Raw genomic sequence first — 25,338 nt, 5'->3', positions numbered from 1 at the left:
TCCTGTTCTTCGTCAGATAGCCCGCTATCTTCCTCATCACAGAAGCGAAAATGCCTCAAAAACTCATCCCAAATCATCGCACGATAAATTCAAAACAGCTTCTAAAAAGCATGAATAAAAATAATTGATGAATATCCGCAAACGACCCCTGTAGGGGCGTATTGCATACGCCCGAATACGCCAACTTATCCATGTGGATGCTTTTAGGGCGTATGCGATACGCCCCTACAGTTTATTGGGCGGAAATGCGGATATTCATTTAAATTTAATCCCAACATGCATCTTTCCCGTTCAACCAGTCCTTCAATGAAGTTCGTACAAGAGAATCGGGCAATAAACTCGTATCCTGATTCCGTTCATCGGGCCGTACAAAATACGAATGGCTGATGTAAGCTTGGGTTTGGGTATAAGGAAGTTCTACGCAAAGCACATCACCGAAACAGGTCGGCTTTTGGGAGGTAGGAGTCCCGATAATCGGGAAAAGCGCATTGTCTTTGATGAGCGTCAACAGATAATTGGCACTGCTGAAGGTATTCTGCCCTTGAATAAACGCCACTTCTCCATGAAAACGACTGGAAGGCTTCGGCATATCACCGGTAAAATCATTCATTACTTGATGTTGTTCCGCCAACTCCCCTTTCATTGATTCATACTTGTCACGGATAAAAAGCGTAGGATAACACGTTTGCAAGAAATCAGACACACGGATGTAGGAATGAAACGGACAAATATCCCGAAGGGAGACACCCAGAAATTCAAGCAACACATCGCCCAATACACTATTCCCTCCTCCATTATAACGCATGTCTATCACCAGCCGATTCACGTTATGCACCGCCATTGCACGTGCCATTTCATCCAGGAAATCCGCAAACAACGGAAGACTATCCTCCACGGCTTTATCTGGAGAGACCTGCATCAAACGGCATCCTTGCCAATAAGTAAACCGGTCTATCATCGCATTGAACTGAAAATAACACGTATCGCCGATTATCTGATAATGAAAAGGCTCGTTTCTCCTTGCCGTAACCGGATGCGGAACCTGCTTCACCTGATACAAGCCTGATGCACCTTCATTTAAGGACGAAGGCAAACACACTTCACTTCCATCCGCAAACATAAAGCGGACACCCCTGTCCGTATCTACCCCCAAAGCGTTCAGAAACGCTTTATTGTTCATAAAAAAGCTTCCCGTAATACAAGCCTTTATCTGATTTTCCGAAGGAACATAAACCTTTAATTTTTGTATCAATGAACCAATCGGACACGCATTAATAGCTATAAGTTCCTTCCCTGTACAATCCGGAACCGAATCCGGAAGACTTCGAAAATAAAAACTCCCCTCATAATAACGTAACATGAAAGGATAAAGCGATGTATCGTCAAGCATCACAAACGTATGCGCATCTTGAAGCAAAGCCAGCCAACGGTTCAGTTCTACCTGAAACGCCGGACGCTTCATCCGCTCGTCCAACTTATCGCATAAAGATTCGACATACTTCTCGAAACGTGCAAAAGCCGCCTCATCTACCAACGGAAGCGGATGAAACGCCTTGATGAAAGCCAACAGATTTATCACTTCATGCTGATACGGATTGCCGGCTTTCTCCTTATATAATATAGGTATAGGAAAAGTGTTATCCATTTTCAATCAAATAAAATGCCATACCCACGATGCCTGCCACAACTCCTATTGCACATCCGCACCAGAAATAGAATGCTAATTTCTTCTTATCCATATTGCTTTTCCGACTCATCTGTTTGATCAGGCCCGCCATACTTCCGCCAAACACGCCCAAACCAATACCGATAACAAGTCCGGCTGAAGAGTCTAACACCATTTTCAATATAAAACCAAGAACTACCCCGACACCTGTTCCGATGCCGATATAGCGGTCTGTAATGCTTTCTTTCATTTTGTTGCTTTTTGTTTACTTTATATTTCTCTTTTTTCGAATCATAACCGCAAAGATAACGATTTATTTCAAATCACCTATTCCTAATCCTGATTATTCATTTAAACAATAGCATCTTATCTCCTGCTGGCGAGTATCCAATACGACTTGTGAGAAACGCTTGAAAAACGAAATGCCTATTGTTCTTCGAGATGCCAATGTCGCCAACGTCACATTTTTAAATAGCTTTTGATTTACTTTCCCTTGCGCCACTTCATAAACCGTTATCACACTTCCTGCATCCATAAAGCCATAACAAGTATCTTTTTTCAAAAAGCAAGCGTCAGACATTTGTTCTATATCCTGCTTTGGCAATAAGAAATCACTCCGGTCATACCCCGTATCTATCAAGACATGAGAGCATTTGACGCCATTCAGTTCCATTTCCTCCACATAATACAAGCCTCGTTCCTTCTTATAGCGCAAGACCATATCCGGAGTTCCGGAAACAAACGGATGAACATTAGAGATTGTACCTTCTTCAAAATCAAGCAACCAATTACAACGGTCTATCATGTCTGTACCTATAACCCCATGGATATGTTGCCATTGAAAACGCCGCGGCAATAAGATGACTGTCCACAAATTCCCTTCGATATTCCCCAAACACGTATAAAACGAAAAATATTTCTTCACCGAAAAATCATTGCCGGCTATATCTTTCGCGTCCGCCTGCATAAAAGGATAAAAAGACTCCGGCACGGTATCAGCATAAAGCAAGGTAATATTCGCTCCCGTATCAAAAAGAAAATTCATCCCACTCCCGGAGAATGTTACATAACCGTCCTTGTCAAACGCAGAGACAAAAGGATTTATCTTCGGTTTCATTCCGATAAGGAACAACCCGACCGTTGCTATGGATACGATTATGAAAAGAAGTTTTTTCATCTGGACGAACTTATTCTATTCATTGATAAAGGCTCTGCATCAGTTCATGTTTTTACCAATGCAAAGGTAATGTTTTCTATTTATCACGTGAGTTCGGAATCAGAAAAATTGAATATCCGATACGCCTTTACATGGCAATTGAGTAAAATGCTGATATTCAATAAACTTTTGTCTGTCATAACTGTTTTCCTTAAAAAAACATCCCTAAGATAAACAGTTTATGGATAACATGTAAGCGGCACTTTACATTCTGACGACTTTTGCCGAAAATTGAAATAACGAATTAAACTCGTTTTCAATCCGTTGTCTATCTTTTGCACTATGCATTGCCCACACACTCCTTGGGAATGACACAGATGACACACCGAGTCTTACTAAAAGCTGTCACTTCAGCAACCGCTTGCTAAGATAACGCACGGGATACCACACCGATAGGAAACCTACCACGAGGACGGTGACAAAGACCACTGCCACATCTGTCACTTCCACACTGACGGGATAAGCATCGACCACAAAGCTGCCCGAACTGCCTAATTTTATCAGCCCGAATACTTGTTGCACCCAGCAGAGTATCAGTCCCAGCACCACGCCCACCGATGCGCCAATAAACGAAATCATCCGTCCCTCGAAAAGGAAGATACGGACTATCTGCTTGTCGCTCGCACCCAGGTTACGCAAGGTTGCCACGTCATCACGCTTATCAATGATGAGCATTGAGAGCGAACCGATGATGTTAAAGCAAGCTATCACGAGAATGAATGTAAGGAAAAGGTAAGAGATAAGTTTTTCCACACGCATGATGCGGTAGGTATCCGCCTGCTGCTCATAGCGGTCTTCCACACGGAAGTCACCACCTAGCTGCTGCTGAATCTGCCGCTTCACCGCTTCGGTATCGGCACCGGGAGCAAGGCGGAGATTGACAGCACTCACTTCGGTAGTGTATTGGAAGAGACTACGGGCAAAGTCGATGGAAGTCAGGATGTAAGAGGCATCGTATTTTTCCTGATTGACCGAAAAAACCAGTCCGGAAGAAAACAGGCTACCGGTGACAAATGCCGTAGAAGGATTGGCAAGGTTCACTTTCGCACCGCGCCTGGGAGCGTACACCTCTAGAGGGTCAAGGAAACGGATGCTGCTGCCCAATGTGGCGAGCAGCTGAATGCCGGGGATGGCATAGTGAGCCACCTCATCGTGCAAGGTCAGCTCACCGCGTCCGTAAAGGATACTGTCGATAGGCGTGAGAATATCGAAGTTGTCTTCCACACCCTTGATAACCGCCATTGCCTGCCTGCCCTGGTATTGCACCATGGCATTGTCTTCGAGCGAGCGCGACCATACCGCTACCTCGGGCATCTGCCGCAAAGCAAGGATACGCGGGTCTTCCCCATCGAACACCTTACCGCGCACTGCTGTAATGCGCAATTGAGGGTCGAAGGCGGTAAAAAACGATGCCACAAGATCTTGAAAGCCGTTGAATACCGACAGGGTACACACCAACGCCAACGTAGCAAGTGCCACTCCACACACAGAGATGGCGGAAATGACGTTGATGGCATTGTGCGACTTCTTCGAAAACAGGTATCGGCGGGCAATATAGAAGGGGAAATTCATTTCTTCAGCAACTCGTCGATGTGTGCGGCATAATCTAACGAGTCATCCACAAAGAACTTCAGTTCGGGGATGATGCGAAGCTGATAACGCACACGGGTACCCAATTCGTAGCGGATGGACTTCACGTTGTCATTGATATTTTTCACTATCTCTTCAGCACGTTCCGAAGGGAACACACTAAGGTAAGCACGTGCATAACTCATATCAGGGCTAATACGCACCACACTTACCGATACCAACACGCCGTGCATTGTCCGCGTCTGCTGCTGGAACATCTCGCTCAGCTCTTTCTGAATCAGCCGGGCTATCTTGTTTTGTCTGGTTGTTTCCATATATTTCTTTGGTTTATGTTTTCAGGTGGCTAGTTAACAGGTACTAGATGACTAGGTCTTAAATACATTGGTTTACCATTTATACCTGTCAACTAATGCCTAGTACCTGCTACCTATAGTTTTCGAATTATCGTCAACCCGTCCCGCAGGGGAAGGATAACTTTTTCCACACGCCGGTCGGAAGCTACATGGTCATTGAACCGCTTGATGCCGATGGTCTGTGCATCAGCACTCCGGGGTTCTTCCAGCACATGTCCGTCCCACAGCGTATTATCAGCAATGATATACCCTCCCTTGCGGAGCCGGGGCAGTATCATCTCGTAGTAATCTATGTAGACCCGCTTGTTGCCGTCGACAAAAGCAAGGTCGAACGTGATGTCCATCGTAGGCACTATCTGCAAGGCATCGCCAATATAAAAGCGGATGCGGTCGGCATAGGGCGAGCCTTCCAGCCACGGACGGGTAAAGTCTTCCTGCTCGTCATTGATTTCAAAGGTATGGAGCATCGCCCCTTCTTCCAGTCCCTCTGCCAGACACAATGCCGAATAGCCGCTGTACGTACCTATTTCAAGCACCTGCCGTGGACGTATCATTGTGACAAACATCTTCAGCATCCGCCCCTGCAGGTGTCCCGAAGCCATACGAGGACGCAACAACTTGACATGCGTAGCCCGATAGAGCGCCTTCAGATAATCGCTCTCCTCATCAATATGTCCGAGGATATATGCATCCAATGCATCGGTTTCTTTCATATCTCAGTTGACCAGTTGACAAGGTACTAGTTGACTAGGTTTTAAATAGTCAGGTTGGCTTAGTATCTAAAACCTAGTCACCTGGTACCTAGTTAACTAGTCACCTCTAATTATAAATATCTGTTCCGGTTCGGCAACACATAGTTCTCGGTATCTTCCAGCACATCGTCCACCTGGTTGATTTCGAGGAACGAAGTGTGCGTGCCTTTCTTACCGCCGCTCAGGTATGCTACCATTTCTTTCGGAGTCAGCACACCGTCGCTCAGCAACTTACGCAATGCCGTGAAATAATACTCCTGTCCGTTTGCCTTTTCGGGCATATAGATAGCCTCCACTCCATACGACAAGGCAAGATGACGCATTGTCTTTTCCTTGTAGCAGATGGCAAGCACAGGATATTTACCACGGAAAGCAGCCAGATTGCGTGCCGTACGTCCACTGAAACTGTCGGTAATGATGGCACGGATAGGCATCAGCGTGGTGGCACGTACCGCCTGTTTTGCCAGGAAGCTGGTCACATCAGTATTGTCCGGAGTCAAAGGAATAGGTATGTCGTTTTCTTCCATCTTGTCTTTTTCCGCCTGTGCGGCAATCTTTGCCATGGTCTTCACTGCCTCTACCGGATATTTGCCGTATGCCGTTTCGCCACTCAGCATCAGGGCATCGGTGCGGTAATAGATGGCATTGGCAATGTCGGTCACCTCGGCACGGGTAGGACGCGGATTGTTTATCATCGTGTGAAGCATCTGGGTAGCCACAATGACCGGTTTGCGTGCCAGGATACATTTTTTGATAAGCTTGCGCTGGATGCCGGGGATGCGCTCCTGCGGCACTTCGATGCCCAAATCTCCACGGGCTACCATCACCCCGTCTGCCACTTCCAGAATCTCATCGATATTGTCCACGCCCTCCTGATTTTCGATTTTCGCGATAATCTGGATATCACTCTGATGAGCGTCGAGTATCTCGCGGATATCAAGTACATCCTGCTTGTTGCGCACAAAAGAGTGGGCGATAAAATCGATATCCTTTTCGATGGCATACAAGATATTATTACGGTCTTTTTCCGTGAGCGAAGGCAGATTGATACGCACGCCAGGCACATTCACGCTCTTGCGGTTTCCCAGTGTAGCATCATTGCAAACTTCGCAGAACAAGGTATCTTCGTTCTTGTCTATCACCCGCAGCTCCAGGTCGCCATCATCAATCAGTACATCTGCACCCACTGACAGGTCGTTTACAAATCCCGGATAGCTGACGGCGATGCATTCATGCGTCGTTTCCTGTTCGGGTTTGCCGACGATAGTTACCCGTTCGCCGGTCTTGAAATCGATGTGTCCTTCGGCACTTGCCGTTGTACGCACTTCCGGTCCTTTTGTATCCATCAGGATACCGATTCGGTTGGATACTTGGCGCACATTATTAATTAATGTCTCGAACCCTTCGCGGCTGGCGTGGGCAGTATTCATACGCACCACATTCATCCCCGCGTTAAACAGGTCGCGGATAAAATCGACATCACAACGTAAGTCTGAAATAGACGCAACGATTTTTGTTTGTTTGAGCATCATATAGTTTTAAGTTTTTAGTGTTTATATTTGAGGTGACCAGTTGACCAGACACTAGGAACTAGGTTCTAAAATGCTTTACCTAACATCCAGTCAACCAGTATCTAAAACCTAGTTCCTAGTACCTGGTCTACTAGTACCTAGAAGCGCTTCCAGAGCCAGCCGGTACGAATCCAGGCCGAAGCCACAAATCACGCCTTTACACGCACACGCTATCATCGATTTGTGCCGGAACTCTTCCCGGGTATGCACATTCGAAATATGAACTTCGATGACCGGAGTGGTAACAGAACGGATAGCATCCTGCAAAGCGATAGAAGTATGAGTGTAAGCTCCGGCATTCAGGATGATTCCGTTGGAAGAAAATCCCACTTCATGAATCTTGTTGATTAGCTCGCCCTCCACGTTCGACTGGAAATAATCGAGTTCCACATCGGGATAACGCTCTTTAAGTGTCTGATAATAGTCTTCGAACGAAGTCGAACCATAAATGGAAGGTTCGCGTTTCCCCAACAGATTAATATTGGGACCATTGATTATTTGTATCTTCATCATATTCACGAAGTAAACTTTTTAATAACTTTGCTGCAAAATCCGGCACAAAGATACGAAAAAGAAATGAAAACCAACGAGAAGATTATAACAAAGTACCGACAATACCTGAAATTGGAAAAGTCTCTGTCGGAAAACACCATACAGGCGTACCTCACCGACCTCGACAAACTCCTCGCCTACTTCACTCTGGAGGGCATCGACTGCACAGAAGCCACCTTGCAGGACCTGGAAAACTTCTCAGCCGGCCTCCACGATATCGGCATCCACCCTCGTTCGCAAGCCCGCATCCTTTCAGGAATACGCTCGTTCTACCGCTTTCTTACCCTCGACGACTATATCCGGCAAGACCCGAGCGAACTGCTCGAATCACCACAGATAGGCAAACACCTTCCCGACATACTGACCGTGGAAGAAATAGATGCACTTATCGGAGCCATCGACCAAGGCACCCCCGAGGGTCAACGCAACCGCGCCATTCTGGAAACCTTGTACAGCTGCGGACTTCGCGTATCGGAACTCTGCAACCTCCGGCTATCCGACCTCTACCTTTCCGAAGGCTTTATCAAAGTGGAAGGCAAGGGAAACAAACAACGCCTGGTACCCATCTCTCCCCGTGCCGTCAACGAGCTGAAGAATTACTTCGTAGAACGCGAAGAAACAAAAATCCGCCCCGGTTACGAAGATTTTGTCTTCATCAGCCGGATAGGCAAGAACATTTCGCGCATTATGGTGTTTCATATAATAAAGGAGTTGGCAGACCAAATCGGACTAAAAAAAAGCATCAGCCCCCATACTTTCCGCCACTCGTTCGCCACCCATCTGCTCGAAGGCGGTGCCAACCTGCGTGCCATCCAGTGCATGCTGGGACACGAAAGCATCGGCACCACCGAGATTTATACCCACATCGACCGCAATATGTTGCGGCAAGAAATCATCGAACACCACCCACGGAACAAGAAAAAGCAATCCGAGTGAGCACTTTTGCCCCGTTTTAATCTTTTTTTTAGTATCTGTTTAAAAAAAACGAGCAAAAAGTTAACAGCTAATGGAGTTTTTCTTATCTTTGCCCCAAATATAAAAACGAAGTAAAAAAAACAACTAGATTATATTTTATAACAAACCAAATAGTAAAAATCATGATTAAAAAGTTGTATTTGCCCTTAGTGGCATTGTTAGTTCTTGCTTTCTCTTCATGTAGCAAGATGGGTGAATTGGACCCTAGCTATTTCACAACTGATCCTGAAGTATTGGAAACTATCGGTGGCAAGGTGCCTGTAACTATCACGGGCAAGTTCCCTGAAAAGTATTTCAAGAAAAATGCGACCGTTGAAGTCACTCCGGTCTTGAGATGGGATGGTGGCGAAGCCAAAGGCCAACCCGCCAAGTTCCAAGGCGAAAAAGTACAAGGCAACGACCAGACCATATCTTACAAGGCTGGTGGTACTTATACGATGAAAGCCTCTTTCGACTACGTTCCGGAAATGGCTAAATCTGAACTGTATCTTGATTTCAAAATCAAGAAAGGAAAGAAAGAATACACCATCCCTTCTGTAAAGATTGCCGACGGTGTAATCGCTACATCTGAACTTCCGACCGTTGAATCAGCCAATGCAGCCTACGCAGCAGACGCTTTCCAACGCATCATCAAGCAGGCTCAGGAAGCTCAAATCATGTTCTTGATCCAACAGGCTAACATCCGCGCAAGCGAACTGAAGTCAGAAGGCATCAAGGATTTCAACAAGAAAGTGGTTGCAGTAAACGGCGACAAGAAAAACTTCAAGTTGAACAACATCGAAATCTCTGCTTACGCATCTCCGGATGGTGGTGTGAAACTGAACACCGGTTTGGCTGAAGACCGTCAGGAAAACACTGAAAAGTACCTGAACAAGCAATTGAAGAAAGGCGAAATCGAAACTCAGGTTGACGCTAAATATACTGCACAAGACTGGGAAGGCTTCCAGGAACTGGTTTCTAAATCAAACATCCAGGACAAAGACCTCATCTTGCGCGTCTTGTCTATGTACCAAGACCCCGAACAACGTGAAACTGAAATCAAGAACATCTCTTCAGTTTACAAGACCTTGGCAGATGAAATCCTTCCGCAATTGCGCCGTGCACGCCTGACCGCCAACTACGATGTTATCGGACGTAGCGATGAAGAAATCAACGCCGCATTCGACGCGAAAGAAGACTCTATCAGCGTAGACGAATTGCTGTATGCAGCTACCCTGACTCAGGACAACGCACGCAAGGAAGCCATCTACAAGAGAGCTATCGAAAAATATCCGAACGATTACCGTGCATACAACAACCTGGGTATGATGTCATACGCAGCAGGCGACCTGAACGCTGCTGAAAACTACTTCAAGCAAGCCGCAAGCAAAGACGCCAACGCTGCCGAAGTCAACACCAACCTCGGTCTGTGCGCATTGTGCAAAGGCAACGTAGCTGATGCAGAAACTTACCTGAGCAAGTCTACTGGTGCTAATACCGCTAACGAAGCTTTGGGTAACCTCTACATCAAACAAGGTCAGTACGACCGTGCCGTACAAGCTTTCGGCGACACCAAGACCAACTCTGCTGCCTTGGCTCAAATCCTGGCTAAGGATTACAACAAAGCTAAGAGCACATTGTCGGCAGTTAAGAATCCGGATGCTTACACTGACTATCTGATGGCTATCGTAGGTGCACGCACCAACAATGCCGACCTGGTTAAGTCAAGCATGGCTAAAGTGGCTCAGAAAGATGCCAACTTGAAAGCAAGCGCACAAAACGACCGCGAATTTGCTAAATATGCCAATGAAATCCAATAATCTTATCTGATAGATTTCAATGAAAGCCGGAGTGCAAAACGCATTCCGGCTTTTTTATTTCAAATAATTTATGTACATTCGCAGGCAAATCAATATATATCCACAGAGCCATGAAGACAATTGCTCCACTCGTCGCACTTATCATGCTTTCCCTTTCTGCCTGCAAGAAGGACAATCGCTTTGTGCTACACGCCGAAATGACAGGCTTGTCCGACAAGCCCATCCTCGTAATATACGATGACCCCGTGTCACGTCTTGATACAATTTTCCCGAAAGAAGGCAAGTTCGAATATGCTTTCCTTCCAGACACCATCACCATTTTCCGGCTTGCTTCCACAGAAGGAGAAGTGATTCCGTTTTTTGCAGACCGTGGGCAAGAAGTCAAGTTGGCAGGCACATTCGGACAACCCGACATACAGGGGAGCGGAGACAACGGAGCATACGGAACTCTATTAAAAGAACTGCAACCGCTAAAAGACTCTACATCCATTGTACAAACAGTAGAAAAGTTTATCCAGACGCATCCCACATCGTTTGCCTCTGCCTACCTCATCAACCGATACTTCATCCAGGTGCCCCGACCCGATATGGAGAAAATCGACCAGCTTATCGCCCCTTTGGCAGGAAACATCAAGGACAGCCGCTTGCTTAGCATCGTACTGAAGGCTTTGCCTTCCCAGTCCGACCTCAAACGGACATCGGAAGGATACGTCAACTATTTCTCATGCAAAGACCGAAAAGGGAAATACATCTCGTGGAGTGGAGAAAAAGACAGCTACACCCTGCTCAACTTTTGGGCTAGTTGGAACCCGGAAAGCATAACCCGACGCGATTCGCTGGCAACCTTGGTTAAAAAGTTCCCTGAAAAACAATTCAAAGTCCTGAACATTTCACTGGATTACGAAAAAGACAAGTGGCTGAATGCATGCAAGGAAGATACCAAACAATGGATAGAAACCTGCGACTTCAAAGGCTGGGACAATGTGGTGGTCAAACAAAACCAAATCCACACCCTTCCCGACAATATCCTGATAGGAAACAACCGTAAGATTTTCGCAACCGGCCTGTACGGCCAGCCGCTCTATGACAAAATAAAAGAACTGACAACAAAAAAATAAACCTTAAATACGACCTTAAATGCTAATCAAACTCTTCGGCGCCGCCGTACAAGGAATAGACGCCACCATCGTCACTATCGAAGTGAACAGCTCACGGGGAATCAAGTTCTTCCTCGTAGGACTGCCCGACTCTGCCGTAAAAGAAAGCCATGAACGCATCGTTGCCGCCCTGCAAGTCAACGGATACAAATTTCCTACCTGCCAGATAGTTATCAACATGGCTCCTGCCGACATCCGCAAGGAAGGCTCATCGTATGACCTGCCGCTGGCACTTGGCATACTGGGAGTGACGGGTGCCGTAGCTACCGACAAGTTCGACCGCTACCTCATCATCGGCGAACTGAGCCTGGACGGAAGCCTGCAGCCCATCAAAGGTGCCCTTCCCATAGCTATCTGCGCCCGCCAGCAAGGTTTCGAAGGCTTCATCCTGCCCAAACAGAATGCACGCGAAGCCGCCGTGGTCAACAACCTGAATGTATATGGCGTAGAAAACATCACCGAAGTCATCGACTTCTTCAATGGCAAGCGCGAACTGGAACCTACCGTCGTCAACACCCGTGAGGAATTCTACCGAAGCCAGTCGAACTTTCCTTTCGACTTTGCCGATGTAAAAGGGCAGGAGAATGTAAAGCGCGCACTGGAAGTAGCAGCAGCAGGCGGCCATAACCTTATTATGGTAGGAGCACCAGGAAGCGGCAAGTCGATGATGGCGAAATGCCTTCCCAGCATCCTGCCTCCGCTCTCGCTTGCCGAAAGTTTAGAAACTACCAAGATTCATTCTGTAGCAGGCAAGTTGGGAAAAGACTCGTCACTTATCGCTGTCCGCCCGTTCCGCAGCCCGCACCACACCATTTCGCAAGTCGCCATGGTAGGCGGAGGCACCAATCCCCAGCCGGGTGAAATCAGCCTGGCACACAACGGTGTATTGTTCCTCGACGAGCTTCCGGAGTTCAACCGAAGTGTACTCGAAGTACTCCGCCAGCCGCTGGAAGACCGGCGCATCACCATCTCACGTGCCAAATACACCTTGGATTATCCTGCCAGCTTCACCCTGATAGCCTCTATGAATCCCTGTCCGTGCGGCTATTACAACCATCCCACACGTCATTGTGTCTGCACACCCGGACAGGTGCAGAAATACTTAAACCGCATCTCCGGTCCACTGCTCGACCGCATTGATATTCAGGTAGAAATCGTCCCCGTACTGTTCGAGAAGCTTGCCGAACGGGAGAAAGGCGAATCGAGTGCCGCCATCCGCGAACGTGTGATACGTGCCCGGCAGATACAGGCAAAGCGTTTTGCCGACCTTCCTGGCATTCATTGCAATGCACAGATGACCTCTCGCCTGCTCCACCAATATGCCCAACCCGACACACACGGCATGAATCTCCTGCGCACCGCCATGGAACGCTTCAACCTCTCTGCCCGTGCCTACGACCGCATATTGAAAGTCTCCCGCACCATTGCCGATTTAGACGGAAGCGAAGCTATCCTCCCTCGCCACCTTGCCGAAGCCATCAGCTACCGCAATCTGGACCGGGAAAACTGGGCAGGATGATTTGCTAATAGAATAAGAAGTAAAATAATGCGAATCAGGAGTTAAAAAGGGGTTATAAGGAGTTATCGCCCGCTTGGTGGGCTGGGAGTTAGATACCAAGACCTTTTGTACCGCTTTCAGAAGCAAGGCTATTGGCCTTTAACTTCTGAACGAAGTGATAACTCTTGGGAAATAACTACGTTTGACTCCTGATTCGCATAAATATAATGAAAGAATGTGAGTCTGCCTCAAAATGAAAGTTGATTTCATTTTTGAAACAAACTCATTCTTTGCCGAAAAAACAGAGTCATTTACCTTCTATAATGCCGTTGCATTACTTCCCTCAATAATAAAAAGCCTGTTTACTTCAGGAAAAAAGCGTTCCATTTCATTCTAAAATTCAATATTTGAATGTCCTTTAGATTTGCCAACCCGACCCCATTGAAAATGAAGATATACTTCGTTTGCTGATGAAGTATATCTTCGTTGGCTGTTGCAGTATATATTAAACTGCCGATGAAGTATATCTTCGTTCGCAGAGGGCATATATTGTGCATAGTGAGACTCCCAAACAAAGAAGAGTGCCGTCTATCCTCCTCGGACAAACGGCACTCTTCTTTGTTTCGTTCGCTCTAAGTAAAGCCTTACTTACGCAGACCAAGCTCTTTCACGATGTTACGATATCTTTCGATGTCGTTACGCTTCAAGTAGTCGAGCAATGCACGACGCTTACCTACCAGCTTGGTCAAAGATCTTTCAGTTGTATAATCTTTTCTGTGGAGCTTCAAGTGCTCTGTCAGGTGAGAAATACGGTATGAAAACAATGCAATCTGAGATTCGGGCGATCCAGTATCAGTGTTAGACTTTCCGTACTTTTCAAAGATTTCTTGCTTTTTAGCTGCGTCTAAATACATAATTTTGACTGTTTTGTTTATATAATATAAATTCTATTTGCGGGTGCAAAGATAGGAATAATCTTTCATCCAACAAACACTTTTGCAAAATATCTTCCAAAGAAGATGCTATACAAAACAATTTAATCCTACAGCTATAAAAATACAAAACATAAACCAACAAAAAGTCTCCTAATAAATGATGCAAAATTTGTACTTCCGCAATTAAAAAGGCAAATCACCATAACACGTATCATCTTCACCGACAGATGTAATGCCGATGCTGTCCAAAAGGGCGATGTCTTTAATCTTTTTGCGGAATTGCATAAGTACAGATATTTGCTCGATTTCTCTTTTTCGATTTTGGCTAAGAATTAAATATTCTTTCTCTTTGTCAATACCCAAGAAACGTCTTCCAAGAAGATTGGCAGCGATGCCAGTGGTACTGCTACCGGTAAAAGGGTCTAGAATCCATGCGCCGCTGTGGGTAGATGCCAGAACAATACGCGACAACACTGCCAACGGTTTCTGAGTCGGATGTTTGCCACATGTCTTTTCCCATCGGGCAATGGCTGGCAAATGCCATACGTCTGTCATTTGCTTGCCGCTGTTAATTTGTTTCATTACATCATAGTTATAACAGTGAGGTACTTTTGCCGACTTACGTGCCCAAATGATAAACTCCGTTGAATGAGTAAAATAACGGCATGAAATATTAGGAGGAGGATTCGTTTTTGCCCAAGTGATTACGTTTAGAATTTTGAAGCCTTGCTCCGTCAGAATATTGGCGATAGAAAAAATATTATGGTATGTGCCACTGACCCATATCGTACCATTGTCTTTCAACTTCTGCCGGCACTCGTTTATCCATGCCCTGTTGAATGAATCCATGTATTCCGGCGTTCCGCCCTTGTCCCATTCGCCCTTGTCCACACAGACCACCTTACCGCTTTGCACACTTATACCTCCATTGCTAAGGAAGTAAGGCGGGTCGGCAAATATCATGTCGAACTTGAAACTGAATTGCTTCAACAGTTCGATGCAATCGCCGTGGAGGAGGGTGAAGGTGCGGTCAGGGGAACGGAAATAAGGGACAATCATAAAGAAGATATAATTTCTTGATAAGTTTTCCACGACATTAACCGTCCTTCACCATTGGGGTAATTGACATCCTCCTGTCCCCAAATCCATTTATATGCTTTTATTAAAGCTTCGGGAGATTCACCAGATGAAAAATGTAATGCACGAATATCATTTATAAAATTAGCAGGTTCTTCTCCATTATAAGTTCTTTCCATTAAAAGCAAAAATTTCTTTGCTTCAGCCTTATTTTCTTGAACCTTACCTTGAATATCGTTTAAAATTTGCTGGTGTGATATCTGCCAAAGATTCTCGTTATTCGGATCATATATGAAGACTAAAAAATCCTCCTTTTTAGGCCTCCCATATACAGTTTTACCACCAGGTTTTGTTATAACAATCTTACGTCCATCAGAGAGTTCTTCTACCTCATATCCACGATAAGGCAGATTGATGAGTTTTTGCGCAAAAGTTGCTTTATCTGCATTATCAATATGGATTTTCTCTAAATTAATGCTATGTTGATATATGTTTTTCATTGCCATTATTTATTTCATTATTTGACTGATAATACCATTTTCCATATCATTGATATTATAGATATGTTCAAGCACATCAAAAGTCTCTTCCAAATTATGTCGCGCACTATTCCAACCTTGCCCGTCGGTAAACCAAACAAAAGTAAAATCAGCAAGGTCTTTTGTTTCCAATGTAATGGTTTTATAGCTTCTTGCCGTTTCATTCAACTTGGAACCGTTGCTTCCATAGAAATTTGTTTCTATACCATATATCATAGACGGAGTTTTTACAACAAAATCAAATCGTTTTTCAGCTTTCCCCTGATTGGATATAGCAGATAAGTCAATATCCCATTTTTCTTCAATCTCGTGGATATACATTTCCTTGAAGTATGTAGTGTCTTTTTCAAAACCTGCTTTCTGAATAAAAGATTCAACAAGGTTTTCCATTAAATGCCCGCCTCTGTTTTTCCTTCCGTTGGAATCAAGACCTGTCTCTACACCGGTAACATAATCTACAAGACTTCCTATGATACGATTTTCAAGCAAATTGAAAATGCCTGTTTTACGCATAAATGTCTTATACTGTTCAATGTTATAATTCATTTTCTTGAAATTATAACAAAAACTACCTTCTTCATCAACCGCTTCAATATCCATTTCACGTTTGGCTATCAAAATAGGAATACATTTTAAGATATTAGGATATGCAGTCAATAACTTGTCAAACTCATCTTCGATATTCTTACTACCAATGAGAGAATTCATAATATTCAATTCTACCTTAATGGCATCAACATTAGCGAAGACCTTATCAAAATCTGTGTAATATTGATAATTGGCAATACTTGTGCGAAATTGCGCAAGCCAGTTATTAAAATCTCTTTCCATAACTTTTTATCTATAACCTATATTGATATTAGAAATCATTAGTTCTGACAATTTACCTCTTTTATTTGGATTTGCATTGACCATTCGCGTTGCCATCACCCGGCGAATGTTGTAAGCATGATATATTTCATCAAAGAAATTATCATTTTCATCTTTACCTTTCACATCCGAATTGCTTAAAATGAAATTAGCTTTATGGGCTGATACTTGATGGCAAAAATCACGTAATCTTATTTGTTCGTTATCATCGAATTCTTCTTTCGCGTATGAGTTAAAAGAAGATGTTTTACTCAATGGTTTATAAGGAGGATCGAAATAAAATAATGCATTTGGCGTAGCATAAGCTATTGTTTCTGCAAAATCTCCGCAGAGGATTTCAACCTTTTGTAAAATCTGAGAATCGGCTAAAATAGTTTCTTCATCACAGATTTTAGGATTGGCATATCTTCCGTGAGGAACATTAAACTTTCCTTTGGAGTTTACCCTATACAAACCATTAAAACACGTCCTGTTTAAGAAAATGAATAATGCAGCTATTTCTATATCAGACAAAGAAAAAGAGTTGTATATATCACGCTTATTCAAATAATAGATTTTCCTTTCATCCTCATTTAAAGATATATATTCACTTTGAAAGGACTTTAATAGTTCTATAAGTTTGTCAGGTTGTTCTTTTATAACTCGATATGTGGTTATCAGATGAGGATTTATGTCATTGATAATAGCCTTCTTTATGTGGGGAAATTGCTGCAATATCCAAAATAACACGGCACCTCCTCCCACAAAAGGTTCTACATAAACGATGTCCTTCTTTTGTGAAAAGTCCGATGGTAAAGAACGTCTTATATCTTCCAGAAGTTGTGTCTTTCCACCTACCCACTTCACAAAAGGTTTTGCAGATGTATATGTTTTACTATGCATATTCAGTATAATTATAACTTACAGCACAAAGATATAAAATCTATTTGAGGTAAGCTAATATCCATAATTATTCTTGCAGAGCAAATTAACAATACAAACAGAGCAAATTTAATCCTCCAATCATAAAAATACAAAATATAAACTTAACAAATACACTTGAATTGATTCGAATAATTTGCGGAAAAATAGTAACTTTGCACCCAAATAATAGGTATAGTATGCAAGACATTAGAAACATTGCCATCATTGCCCACGTCGACCATGGAAAGACGACGCTGGTAGACAAGATGATGCTGGCGGGACACCTGTTCCGCAACGACCAGACCAATGGCGAACTGGTGCTGGACAACAACGACTTGGAACGTGAAAGAGGGATAACCATCCTTTCGAAGAATGTATCTATCAACTATAAGGGTACGAAAATCAATATCATCGATACGCCGGGACACGCCGATTTCGGTGGTGAAGTGGAACGTGTATTGAATATGGCAGACGGATGTATCCTGCTGGTAGACGCTTTCGAAGGCCCGATGCCGCAGACACGCTTCGTGCTGCAAAAGGCATTGCAAATCGGATTGAAACCCATCGTAGTAGTGAACAAGGTGGACAAACCGAATTGCCGTCCTGAAGAAGTATACGAAATGGTGTTCGACCTGATGTTCAGCCTCAACGCAACGGAAGACCAGCTGGATTTCCCCGTGCTCTATGGCTCGGCAAAAAACAACTGGATGGGTGAAGACTGGAAAACGCCTACCGGTACCATCGAACCGCTACTGGATGCCATCGTAAAATATATCCCAGCCCCCAAGCAACTGGAAGGCACACCACAGATGCTCATCACCTCGCTCGACTATTCTTCATACACAGGGCGTATCGCCGTAGGACGCGTGCATCGCGGAACTATCAGCGAAGGCATGAACATCACGCTGGCAAAACGTGACGGACAGATGCTGAAATCGAAAATCAAGGAAGTGCATACATTTGAAGGACTGGGACGCAAGAAAGTGCAATCGGTCTCATCGGGTGACATCTGTGCTATCATCGGCATAGAAGGATTCGAAATCGGTGATACCATCTGCGACTTCGAAAATCCGGAGCCACTGCCCCCTATTGCCATCGATGAGCCTACGATGAGCATGTTGTTTACCATCAACGACTCTCCTTTCTTCGGGAAAGAAGGCAAATATGTGACTTCTCGCCACATACAAGACCGCCTGATGAAAGAGTTGGACAAGAACCTTGCCCTGCGCGTCCGCAAGACCGAGAATGAAGACGGCAAATGGATTGTATCGGGACGTGGTGTGCTGCACCTTTCAGTACTGATTGAAACCATGCGCCGCGAAGGCTACGAGTTGCAGGTAGGCCAGCCACAGGTTATTTACAAAGAGATAGACGGGGTACGTTGCGAACCGATTGAAGAACTTACCATCAGCGTTCCCGAAGAATTTGCCAGCAAGATGATTGACATGGTGACCCGCCGTAAAGGTGAAATGGTTTCGATGGAAACGCAAGGCGACCGTGTGAACATCGAGTTTGATATGCCATCGCGCGGTATTATCGGATTGCGTACCAACGTATTGACTGCATCGCAAGGAGAAGCCATCATGGCACACCGATTCAAGGAATACCAACCCTACAAGGGAGATATTCCCCGCCGTACCAACGGATCGATGATTGCCATGGAGAGCGGGACTGCCTTCGCGTATGCCATTGACAAGCTGCAAGACCGCGGCCGCTTCTTCATCTATCCGCAGGAAGAAGTATATGCCGGACAAGTAGTAGGCGAACACGTACACGAAAACGACCTGGTGGTAAATGTCACGAAATCGAAAAAGCTGACCAACATGCGTGCATCGGGTTCGGACGACAAGGCACGCATCATTCCACCGGTGGTATTCTCGCTGGAAGAAGCTTTGGAATACATCAAGGAAGACGAATACGTGGAAGTAACCCCCAAAAGCATGCGTATGCGTAAAATCATCCTCGACGAGACCGAACGCAAACGTGCGAACAAAAATAATTGATTACTCTATATTTTAATCAATGCAAAGGTGCGAAAGCGCTATGATTTTACAAGTCACAGCACTTTCGCGTCTTTGCATTGATTATCATGAATACTACACCTCTATACAATCTACTTTCAAGACAGATTTTTTATTTTTTCTCCTCAACAATATGCTTGAAAGCCAAGCCAAAGATAATGTATTGCGTGTTGCCAGCAATAGTCCCCTCATTCTGCCCCCAAAGGAAAGGCCAATCATCGAAGTTCTCGAAATGATCGGGCTTACGGAAAAGCACTCCGGGAGCTACATTGCCTGGTATGAATGAGAAGTCGGCACGATTATTTCCATAAAAGACCAACTTCGGACGGGCAGCTCCTACTGCGGCAACAAATGAATAATTATGGTAAGGATGACAACCGAAGAGCCAATTAGCCGTCCGGTATACTTCATCTTTCGCCACGATGTCGGGATAATAAAGATGTGCAAAGCATACGGTAGTCCCAAAGCTAAGCAACGGACCGATTCCCGCCCAGTTGCCTGTACCGATAGGCACACCATACGGATTCTGCCGGTCGAAATCTTGAATATACGTTGCATATTGCTCTACATAAGGACGTAACTGCTTGCGATAATCTTCATTCATATAAGGAATAGCATCAAGGGCTGTCTGAAGACTGAACCTCAAGTTCCGGTCTAATTCCTTCCATATCTCTTTTTCAAATACATCCAAATATTCCTTTTCCTGAGTAGCGATATAAAGCTGCAAATTGGTAGCAGCTATGCCGCCCAGTCCTGTACGCGCATTGTTCCGCTTGGATTCGGTACGCTGGCTCAAAAGCTCTTCGGCTTCCTTCATCAGACGCTTCGATTGCTTCAGTGCCCGTGCAGCCAAACTATCATTATGCCCTTCTAAGGCATGGGCTGCTGCGGCAAACATGGTCGCAGCACGCATATCAAGCCGGGGATTACGGGTCGTAAAAGCCCACATATCATCGGGAGTACCGCTCCGCTTCCCATCCGCAGATACTTCATAAGGCTTGAGTGAGGGGTCATAATGCAATCCGTCAGTAATGGATGCGGCATCTCCCAAGTGATGATAATTATCAAGCACCGAATTGGAAAGCGTAGAAGCCATGTGTCCTATCTGCTCTGCCTGCGCTACCAGATTCAATACACCGTGTTCGATGTACTGCAAGACATCAGGAGTGCCATCGGGACGATGCAAATCGACATAACGTTGTTTTTCGCTCACAAAGGTTTCATCACGCGATGGCTTGAAAAGCTCCCATGCACGAATCAAGTTTTCTACCACATTGATGTTCGCCCCTGTCTCGATATCGAAATCTCCTGCATCAAAGAACCCACCGACATTCAAACCCGGAATAAGTTCCAACGGCTTGTACTTGGTGTCGGTTGTAGGCCCTTGATAGTGTATATCGAAATGATCACTGGGAGGTGCCTGCAAATAACCTTCCTTGAACGGCTCCCCATGCCATACCCGATAGGCCTCATTCACAAACATATGGTTCATGTGAATAGGCACCCACACATCGGTAGTGGCATCGGTTATCTTATCGTACACATGCGGGTCAATCAAAAAATTGTTTGTTTTCACTGTATCATACTGGATATAGTAAATACCCGGAGCCTTCACATCCGAAAAATCGAACTTTACATAGTTGTATTTATAATAAGGTCCCCACGCATCTACCTTCCCTTCATAAGCTTTCGAGACAGTTCCGTCCTCATTGATACGCATCAACGAAGCGGTTGCTTTCGGCGAGTCATTCTTATCTAATTCGATGACACTTACTTTCGGCTGCCCGGGTGTATAACCTACCTGGCAAAATCCGATATTAGGCTTTCGAATCCATCCTTCAACGGCATGAGGCTCTACCATCCAGCTTACCACTTTACCCGTCTTCCCTCCCGGCAATATACTACGAAGCACAAACCAGCCATTCTGCGCCAACATGCGTCCGTCGTATAGCTTTAGTTCGGCATCGTTGCTGTGAATGCGAATCATACGTTCCGGGTCATCCATTGCCATTGTAATGCTGTGCCCCGTCTCAATAGGAAGAGGGTCTACGAAACATCCTGTACCGCGGTCGTCATAAGTCTTGAATCCTTTAAACTGCCGAGGTTTCTCGCTATTGGGGCGGGCAACAGTCTGGCTGGTAGCATAACGCGGGAACCGATTCAAACGGCCATCCATCGTAAATGTCTTCAGCCAATATCTTGACGGTAGGAATTCTAAATTCAGTCCAGCACTTCCAACTAGTTCTTCGGGTACAGGCTTATCAAGCCAAACGGCAATTTCCACAACTTTCCCTTTGCCCGTGACTACAATACGGCTATCAAAATCGTAATCATCATAACGCAAACCGACTTCAATACTTCCTTGCCCACGATTCACCTTCCGATAAGTCATCTTAGGTACCAAGTCCCATTGCTCGGGTGTATTGTTCAATCGGACTGCACCGCCTTGAATGGCTCGAATGCCATGCTGGATAATCTCAATGCCTGAATTTTTCTCATCGTTGAAACCACCATTAAAACTATTGCTGAATACCAATACGTTGACTCCTTGCCGCTCAAAATAACAACTGTCATTCAACGTCAGGTCTTGTGCCTGGGAAAAAGATGCCAGTACAAGACCTGCCGCCCAAAGTATATGTTTCTTGCTGTTCTTCACAATACAAATAGATTAAAGTTTTCTTTTTAGAGTCTGACAACAAACAAATGTTTAACTACAGGAGCTACATTTTTACAATATTAACAGTGTAGCCAGAACAAAGCATATACCACACGATAAAGACATTATCCACGTACACCTGCGTTAAGCTGTGTTTCATTTGATTTAAACGTGGTCTGCTCAATGAAATAACGCGGACGTTGTTTTACTTCTTTGTATATCTTGCCCACATATTCGCCTATGATACCGCACGCCAACAGAATAGCTCCACCGATGAACCACACCGATACCAGAAGAGAAGTCCAGCCGGGCAAGGCACTGCCTTCGGCATACGAGCAGAGTCCGTAAAAAATGGCAAGTATGGCTATCAGCATAAAAAACAATCCCAGATAAGTGATGTAACGCAACGGACGCACCGAGAAAGACGTAATGCCATCGAGTGCAAAGCTGATCATTTTCTTCAGCGGATACTTCGACTCACCGGCAAAACGCTCCTTGCGGTCGTAATAAACCAATGCCGAAGGAAAGCCCAGTGATGAAACCATACCCCGCAAAAACAAATTACGCTCCGGAAACGATACCAATGCCTGTAAGGTACGCCGGCTCATCAGACGAAAATCGGCATGATTGTACACAATCTCACCTCCCAAGCCACGCATCAGCCGATAGAAAGCCAGTGCCGTATGCTTCTTGAAGAACGTATCGGTCTTCCGCTCGCGACGCACACCGTACACGATATCTATACCTTTATTATAATAATCCACCATTGTGCCGATGGCTTCTACATCGTCTTGCAGGTCGGCATCTATAGACACGGCAGCATCGGCATGTGCCGATGCCCATTCCAGCCCTGCCCACAAGGCATGCTGATGTCCCACATTGTGTGCCAGTTTCAATCCTTCTACATAAGAATTTTCTTCAGCATATCGCCGGATCAAGCTCCATGTTCCGTCTTTGCTCCCATCGTCCACATAAAGAATCATCCCATGGTCGATAGCATTCCGTTCCAGCAAACCATCGAACACACGCGACAGTTGAAATGTGGTTTCCGGCAATACCGCTTCTTCGTTATAACAAGGAACTACGATTACAAATTTCATAGCACTATCTTTTATGTTTGAATACAAATCTAACCAATACGAAATTTACCGGGATAGCAATGGCGAATACCGGCAGCGGTGCCCACACTTTCGGAACACCTACATATAAAAAGAGATTGAGCAACACGATATGAAGCAAATAGTTGACTCCATGCGCCACCCCCATGCCAAACAACTTCTTCCATGAAGGAACTGAAGCGAAAGTGAAATAGGCGGTGGCATAGAAATTGGCGACAAACGAAAGCACATACCCCACGGTATAGGCCACATTGACATTTATCACCTGTTGCAAAAGGTAATAAATGCCGTAATGCAGTGCCGTTGCTCCCGCTCCCACCATGCCGAAACGAAAGATTTCACCATATACCGCTTTCCGTTTCATTCCGTATTTTTCTTAAACTGATAAAGACGAAGCCTATAATCACCAATGGGAATCTCTTCCACCCGATAATCCGGATGTTCTTCCTTGAATACAGCTATTTCGACTTCCTCCGCCACCATATATCCTTGCACAGGAGATACTGCATAAAACGGTACCACCCTGTCGCCCAAATAGAAATTTACGATGAACTGGCGCAACGGATTGCCTTTCACTTCATTCAACTGGTACGAATATACAGTGCCTTGCGGAACAATCCGCGCAATGCTTTCCGCTATCGGCTTTTGCGACTTGACATTCAATACCGGAGGCTGGAACAATCCGTCGAGCGACAAGAAAATGGTGAATACGATAAAGAACACATCATAATGTATCATCCTCACGTCTTTTTTCCGCAAAGAGGATATGAAACATTTCACCGCTACCAGCATCGCCCCAATCAAAAACCAGGATACCACATCCAGCGGCACCGTCTCCAGCGCATGCATGAACGCCCGGTTTTCTTCGGCGTGACGACCTGAAAAGATGGTATCGGGCACCCATCCCATACGGAGCGAAAAAAATACCAACAAAAGCAATATGGAAACCGAAGCCATTATACTGCCGAATATCTTCATCACCACCGGACGGACACGCACCAAATACAAGATGTATTCCGCCAAGAAATAAGCGATAAACGGATAAATGGGCAACAGATACACGCTGCGTTTGCTCTTCGGAATGCAATAAAACACGAATATAATCACGATGCTAAGCAAAGAGAACAGGCGAGTGTCGTCCATCGTGCGGATGTATGCCTTCAGCCGCCCCCACCACTCTCGGGGTTTAGCCTGAACTTTCCGATACTTCAGCGCAAACAAAGAAATCAACACCAACAACGTATAAGGCACATATCCTGCCAATACCGTAACCACATTATAATACGCCGGATTCTCGTGTGACTCATACGACATCTTGCCCAAGAAGCGCAACACGTTCTCTTCCAATACCAACTGTAAGAATTCTTCGCCTCCCTGGCGATAGGCCGCCACATACCAGGCGAAAGGAAGCACACACGATGCCAACGCCACTCCAAAGAAAGAGAAAAAAATGCGCCAAAAGTTCATGCCGCGTATCCACAAAAACACCGCCGTCACCAGGCAAGGAAGCACCATCCCTACCGGTCCTTTGGTCAGGAAAGCCCCGCTCAAGCAAAGGATGGCTATCCACGGAATGCCCCGCAAACGCTTCTCGCCCCATTTATAAAGCTGGTAGAGCGCAATAACCATCAAGGCAGAGAGCAACATATCCACCCGGCAATTCGTGCCCGCACGATGTACTTCGAAGTTGGTCAGCGTAAGAAGCGCCATCACAAAAGCCACTTCACGCCCGCGACGCTTGGCAAAGAAAGCATACCCTACCATCACCATTGCCATCAGCACTATCGCCGAAGGCATACGCGACGTATATTCGGTCACTGTCCCTATCACCGCCGAACATACGGCGATGCACCAATGAAACAAAGGCGGCTTGTAAGCGATATCCACTCCATTGTTCACCGGAAGAATCCAGTTCCCTTTTTCCAGCATAGCCAAAGCTACCACCGCTTCACGCGGCTCGCCCTTGGTATGGAAATAAGATTCGCCTAAAAACAAAAATAACGAGCAAATACATATACCCGCCAATATCCATACCACATTCCGATTTTTCTGCATAAATACACCTTTATCTGTTTTTGCAGACAAAGATA

22 protein-coding genes are annotated in these 25,338 nt (G+C 45.2%); 5 read left to right on the top strand and 17 right to left on the bottom strand.

What is annotated here, in order from left to right; translation table 11 throughout:
* Window positions 1-265 precede the first annotated feature (265 nt).
* The 8 genes from B5F78_RS00945 to aroQ form a co-directional block, all read right to left on the bottom strand.
* Entirely contained in the window at window positions 266-1,645 is a 1,380-nt protein-coding gene (locus tag B5F78_RS00945) for a S41 family peptidase (RefSeq protein ID WP_087405710.1), read from the bottom strand.
* The gene (locus tag B5F78_RS00940) at window positions 1,638-1,916 is read right to left on the bottom strand and encodes a hypothetical protein (RefSeq protein ID WP_087405709.1); all 279 of its coding nucleotides are present in this window, start codon (window positions 1,914-1,916) and stop codon (window positions 1,638-1,640) included. Before B5F78_RS00940 ends, B5F78_RS00945 begins: the two co-directional genes overlap by 8 nt.
* 93 nt (window positions 1,917-2,009) lie before the next feature.
* Window positions 2,010-2,843, bottom strand: coding sequence for a hypothetical protein (locus B5F78_RS00935; RefSeq protein WP_087405708.1), 834 nt, complete (start codon window positions 2,841-2,843; stop codon window positions 2,010-2,012).
* Window positions 2,844-3,227: 384 nt separating this feature from the next.
* Complete coding sequence (locus B5F78_RS00930; RefSeq protein ID WP_087405707.1) at window positions 3,228-4,454, bottom strand: FtsX-like permease family protein; 1,227 nt, start codon at window positions 4,452-4,454, stop codon at window positions 3,228-3,230.
* Window positions 4,451-4,786, bottom strand: a complete 336-nt coding sequence (gene rbfA, locus B5F78_RS00925; RefSeq protein ID WP_022038646.1) for a 30S ribosome-binding factor RbfA — start codon at window positions 4,784-4,786, stop codon at window positions 4,451-4,453. Before rbfA ends, B5F78_RS00930 begins: the two co-directional genes overlap by 4 nt.
* A 113-nt stretch (window positions 4,787-4,899) precedes the next feature.
* A complete protein-coding gene (locus B5F78_RS00920) occupies window positions 4,900-5,538 on the bottom strand; it encodes an O-methyltransferase (protein ID WP_087210905.1) in 639 nt (212 codons plus the stop codon).
* A gap of 110 nt (window positions 5,539-5,648) precedes the next feature.
* On the bottom strand, window positions 5,649-7,109 hold the full coding sequence (gene pyk / locus B5F78_RS00915) for a pyruvate kinase (RefSeq protein ID WP_022038644.1): 1,461 nt from the start codon (window positions 7,107-7,109) through the stop codon (window positions 5,649-5,651).
* A 108-nt stretch (window positions 7,110-7,217) separates the two neighbouring features.
* Window positions 7,218-7,658: a type II 3-dehydroquinate dehydratase gene (gene aroQ / locus B5F78_RS00910; protein WP_087250416.1), complete on the bottom strand. Its 441-nt coding sequence runs from the start codon at window positions 7,656-7,658 to the stop codon at window positions 7,218-7,220.
* A gap of 66 nt (window positions 7,659-7,724) precedes the next feature.
* Between aroQ and xerD the strand changes: the two genes are divergently transcribed.
* The 4 genes from xerD to B5F78_RS00890 all read left to right on the top strand — a co-directional run bounded on the left by xerD (window position 7,725) and on the right by B5F78_RS00890 (window position 13,150).
* Window positions 7,725-8,636 (top strand): site-specific tyrosine recombinase XerD, encoded by a 912-nt coding sequence (gene xerD, locus B5F78_RS00905; RefSeq protein ID WP_087210909.1) that lies wholly within the window; start codon window positions 7,725-7,727, stop codon window positions 8,634-8,636.
* 161 nt (window positions 8,637-8,797) lie between these two features.
* Window positions 8,798-10,474, top strand: coding sequence for a tetratricopeptide repeat protein (locus tag B5F78_RS00900; protein WP_087405706.1), 1,677 nt, complete (start codon window positions 8,798-8,800; stop codon window positions 10,472-10,474).
* A gap of 110 nt (window positions 10,475-10,584) precedes the next feature.
* The gene (locus tag B5F78_RS00895; RefSeq protein ID WP_087405705.1) at window positions 10,585-11,592 is read left to right on the top strand and encodes a thioredoxin-like domain-containing protein; all 1,008 of its coding nucleotides are present in this window, start codon (window positions 10,585-10,587) and stop codon (window positions 11,590-11,592) included.
* A 19-nt stretch (window positions 11,593-11,611) separates the two neighbouring features.
* The gene (locus B5F78_RS00890; RefSeq protein ID WP_087405704.1) at window positions 11,612-13,150 is read left to right on the top strand and encodes a YifB family Mg chelatase-like AAA ATPase; all 1,539 of its coding nucleotides are present in this window, start codon (window positions 11,612-11,614) and stop codon (window positions 13,148-13,150) included.
* Between the two features lie 623 nt (window positions 13,151-13,773).
* Here B5F78_RS00890 and rpsO read toward each other — a convergent pair.
* The 5 genes from rpsO to B5F78_RS00860 form a co-directional block, all read right to left on the bottom strand.
* Window positions 13,774-14,043: a 30S ribosomal protein S15 gene (gene rpsO / locus B5F78_RS00880; RefSeq protein ID WP_022038638.1), complete on the bottom strand. Its 270-nt coding sequence runs from the start codon at window positions 14,041-14,043 to the stop codon at window positions 13,774-13,776.
* A 204-nt stretch (window positions 14,044-14,247) separates the two neighbouring features.
* Window positions 14,248-15,123: a DNA-methyltransferase gene (locus tag B5F78_RS00875; protein ID WP_204502447.1), complete on the bottom strand. Its 876-nt coding sequence runs from the start codon at window positions 15,121-15,123 to the stop codon at window positions 14,248-14,250.
* On the bottom strand, window positions 15,120-15,641 hold the full coding sequence (locus B5F78_RS00870) for a hypothetical protein (protein ID WP_087405718.1): 522 nt from the start codon (window positions 15,639-15,641) through the stop codon (window positions 15,120-15,122). Before B5F78_RS00870 ends, B5F78_RS00875 begins: the two co-directional genes overlap by 4 nt.
* Before the next feature lie 9 nt (window positions 15,642-15,650).
* Complete coding sequence (locus B5F78_RS00865; RefSeq protein ID WP_022038635.1) at window positions 15,651-16,511, bottom strand: type II restriction endonuclease; 861 nt, start codon at window positions 16,509-16,511, stop codon at window positions 15,651-15,653.
* A gap of 6 nt (window positions 16,512-16,517) precedes the next feature.
* Window positions 16,518-17,432, bottom strand: a complete 915-nt coding sequence (locus tag B5F78_RS00860) for a DNA adenine methylase (protein WP_022038634.1) — start codon at window positions 17,430-17,432, stop codon at window positions 16,518-16,520.
* 218 nt (window positions 17,433-17,650) lie between these two features.
* Between B5F78_RS00860 and typA the strand changes: the two genes are divergently transcribed.
* Window positions 17,651-19,456, top strand: a complete 1,806-nt coding sequence (gene typA / locus B5F78_RS00855; RefSeq protein WP_022038992.1) for a translational GTPase TypA — start codon at window positions 17,651-17,653, stop codon at window positions 19,454-19,456.
* A 130-nt stretch (window positions 19,457-19,586) separates the two neighbouring features.
* On the opposite strand, the gene B5F78_RS00850 is transcribed toward typA, so the two are convergent.
* The 4 genes from B5F78_RS00850 to B5F78_RS00835 all read right to left on the bottom strand — a co-directional run bounded on the left by B5F78_RS00850 (window position 19,587) and on the right by B5F78_RS00835 (window position 25,303).
* The gene (locus B5F78_RS00850; RefSeq protein ID WP_204502448.1) at window positions 19,587-22,130 is read right to left on the bottom strand and encodes a glycoside hydrolase family 9 protein; all 2,544 of its coding nucleotides are present in this window, start codon (window positions 22,128-22,130) and stop codon (window positions 19,587-19,589) included.
* A 125-nt stretch (window positions 22,131-22,255) separates the two neighbouring features.
* Window positions 22,256-23,230 (bottom strand): glycosyltransferase family 2 protein, encoded by a 975-nt coding sequence (locus B5F78_RS00845; protein WP_087405701.1) that lies wholly within the window; start codon window positions 23,228-23,230, stop codon window positions 22,256-22,258.
* Between the two features lie 4 nt (window positions 23,231-23,234).
* On the bottom strand, window positions 23,235-23,612 hold the full coding sequence (locus tag B5F78_RS00840) for a GtrA family protein (RefSeq protein ID WP_087405700.1): 378 nt from the start codon (window positions 23,610-23,612) through the stop codon (window positions 23,235-23,237).
* On the bottom strand, window positions 23,609-25,303 hold the full coding sequence (locus tag B5F78_RS00835) for an ArnT family glycosyltransferase (protein ID WP_087405717.1): 1,695 nt from the start codon (window positions 25,301-25,303) through the stop codon (window positions 23,609-23,611). Before B5F78_RS00835 ends, B5F78_RS00840 begins: the two co-directional genes overlap by 4 nt.
* Window positions 25,304-25,338: the final 35 nt, after the last annotated feature.

Origin of the sequence: Bacteroides sp. An279, assembly GCF_002159615.1 — a bacterium.
Lineage (GTDB): Bacteria > Bacteroidota > Bacteroidia > Bacteroidales > Bacteroidaceae > Phocaeicola > Phocaeicola intestinalis.
The sequence above is the reverse complement of the archived record's forward strand: the minus strand, read 5'-3'. Positions and strand labels throughout refer to the sequence as shown.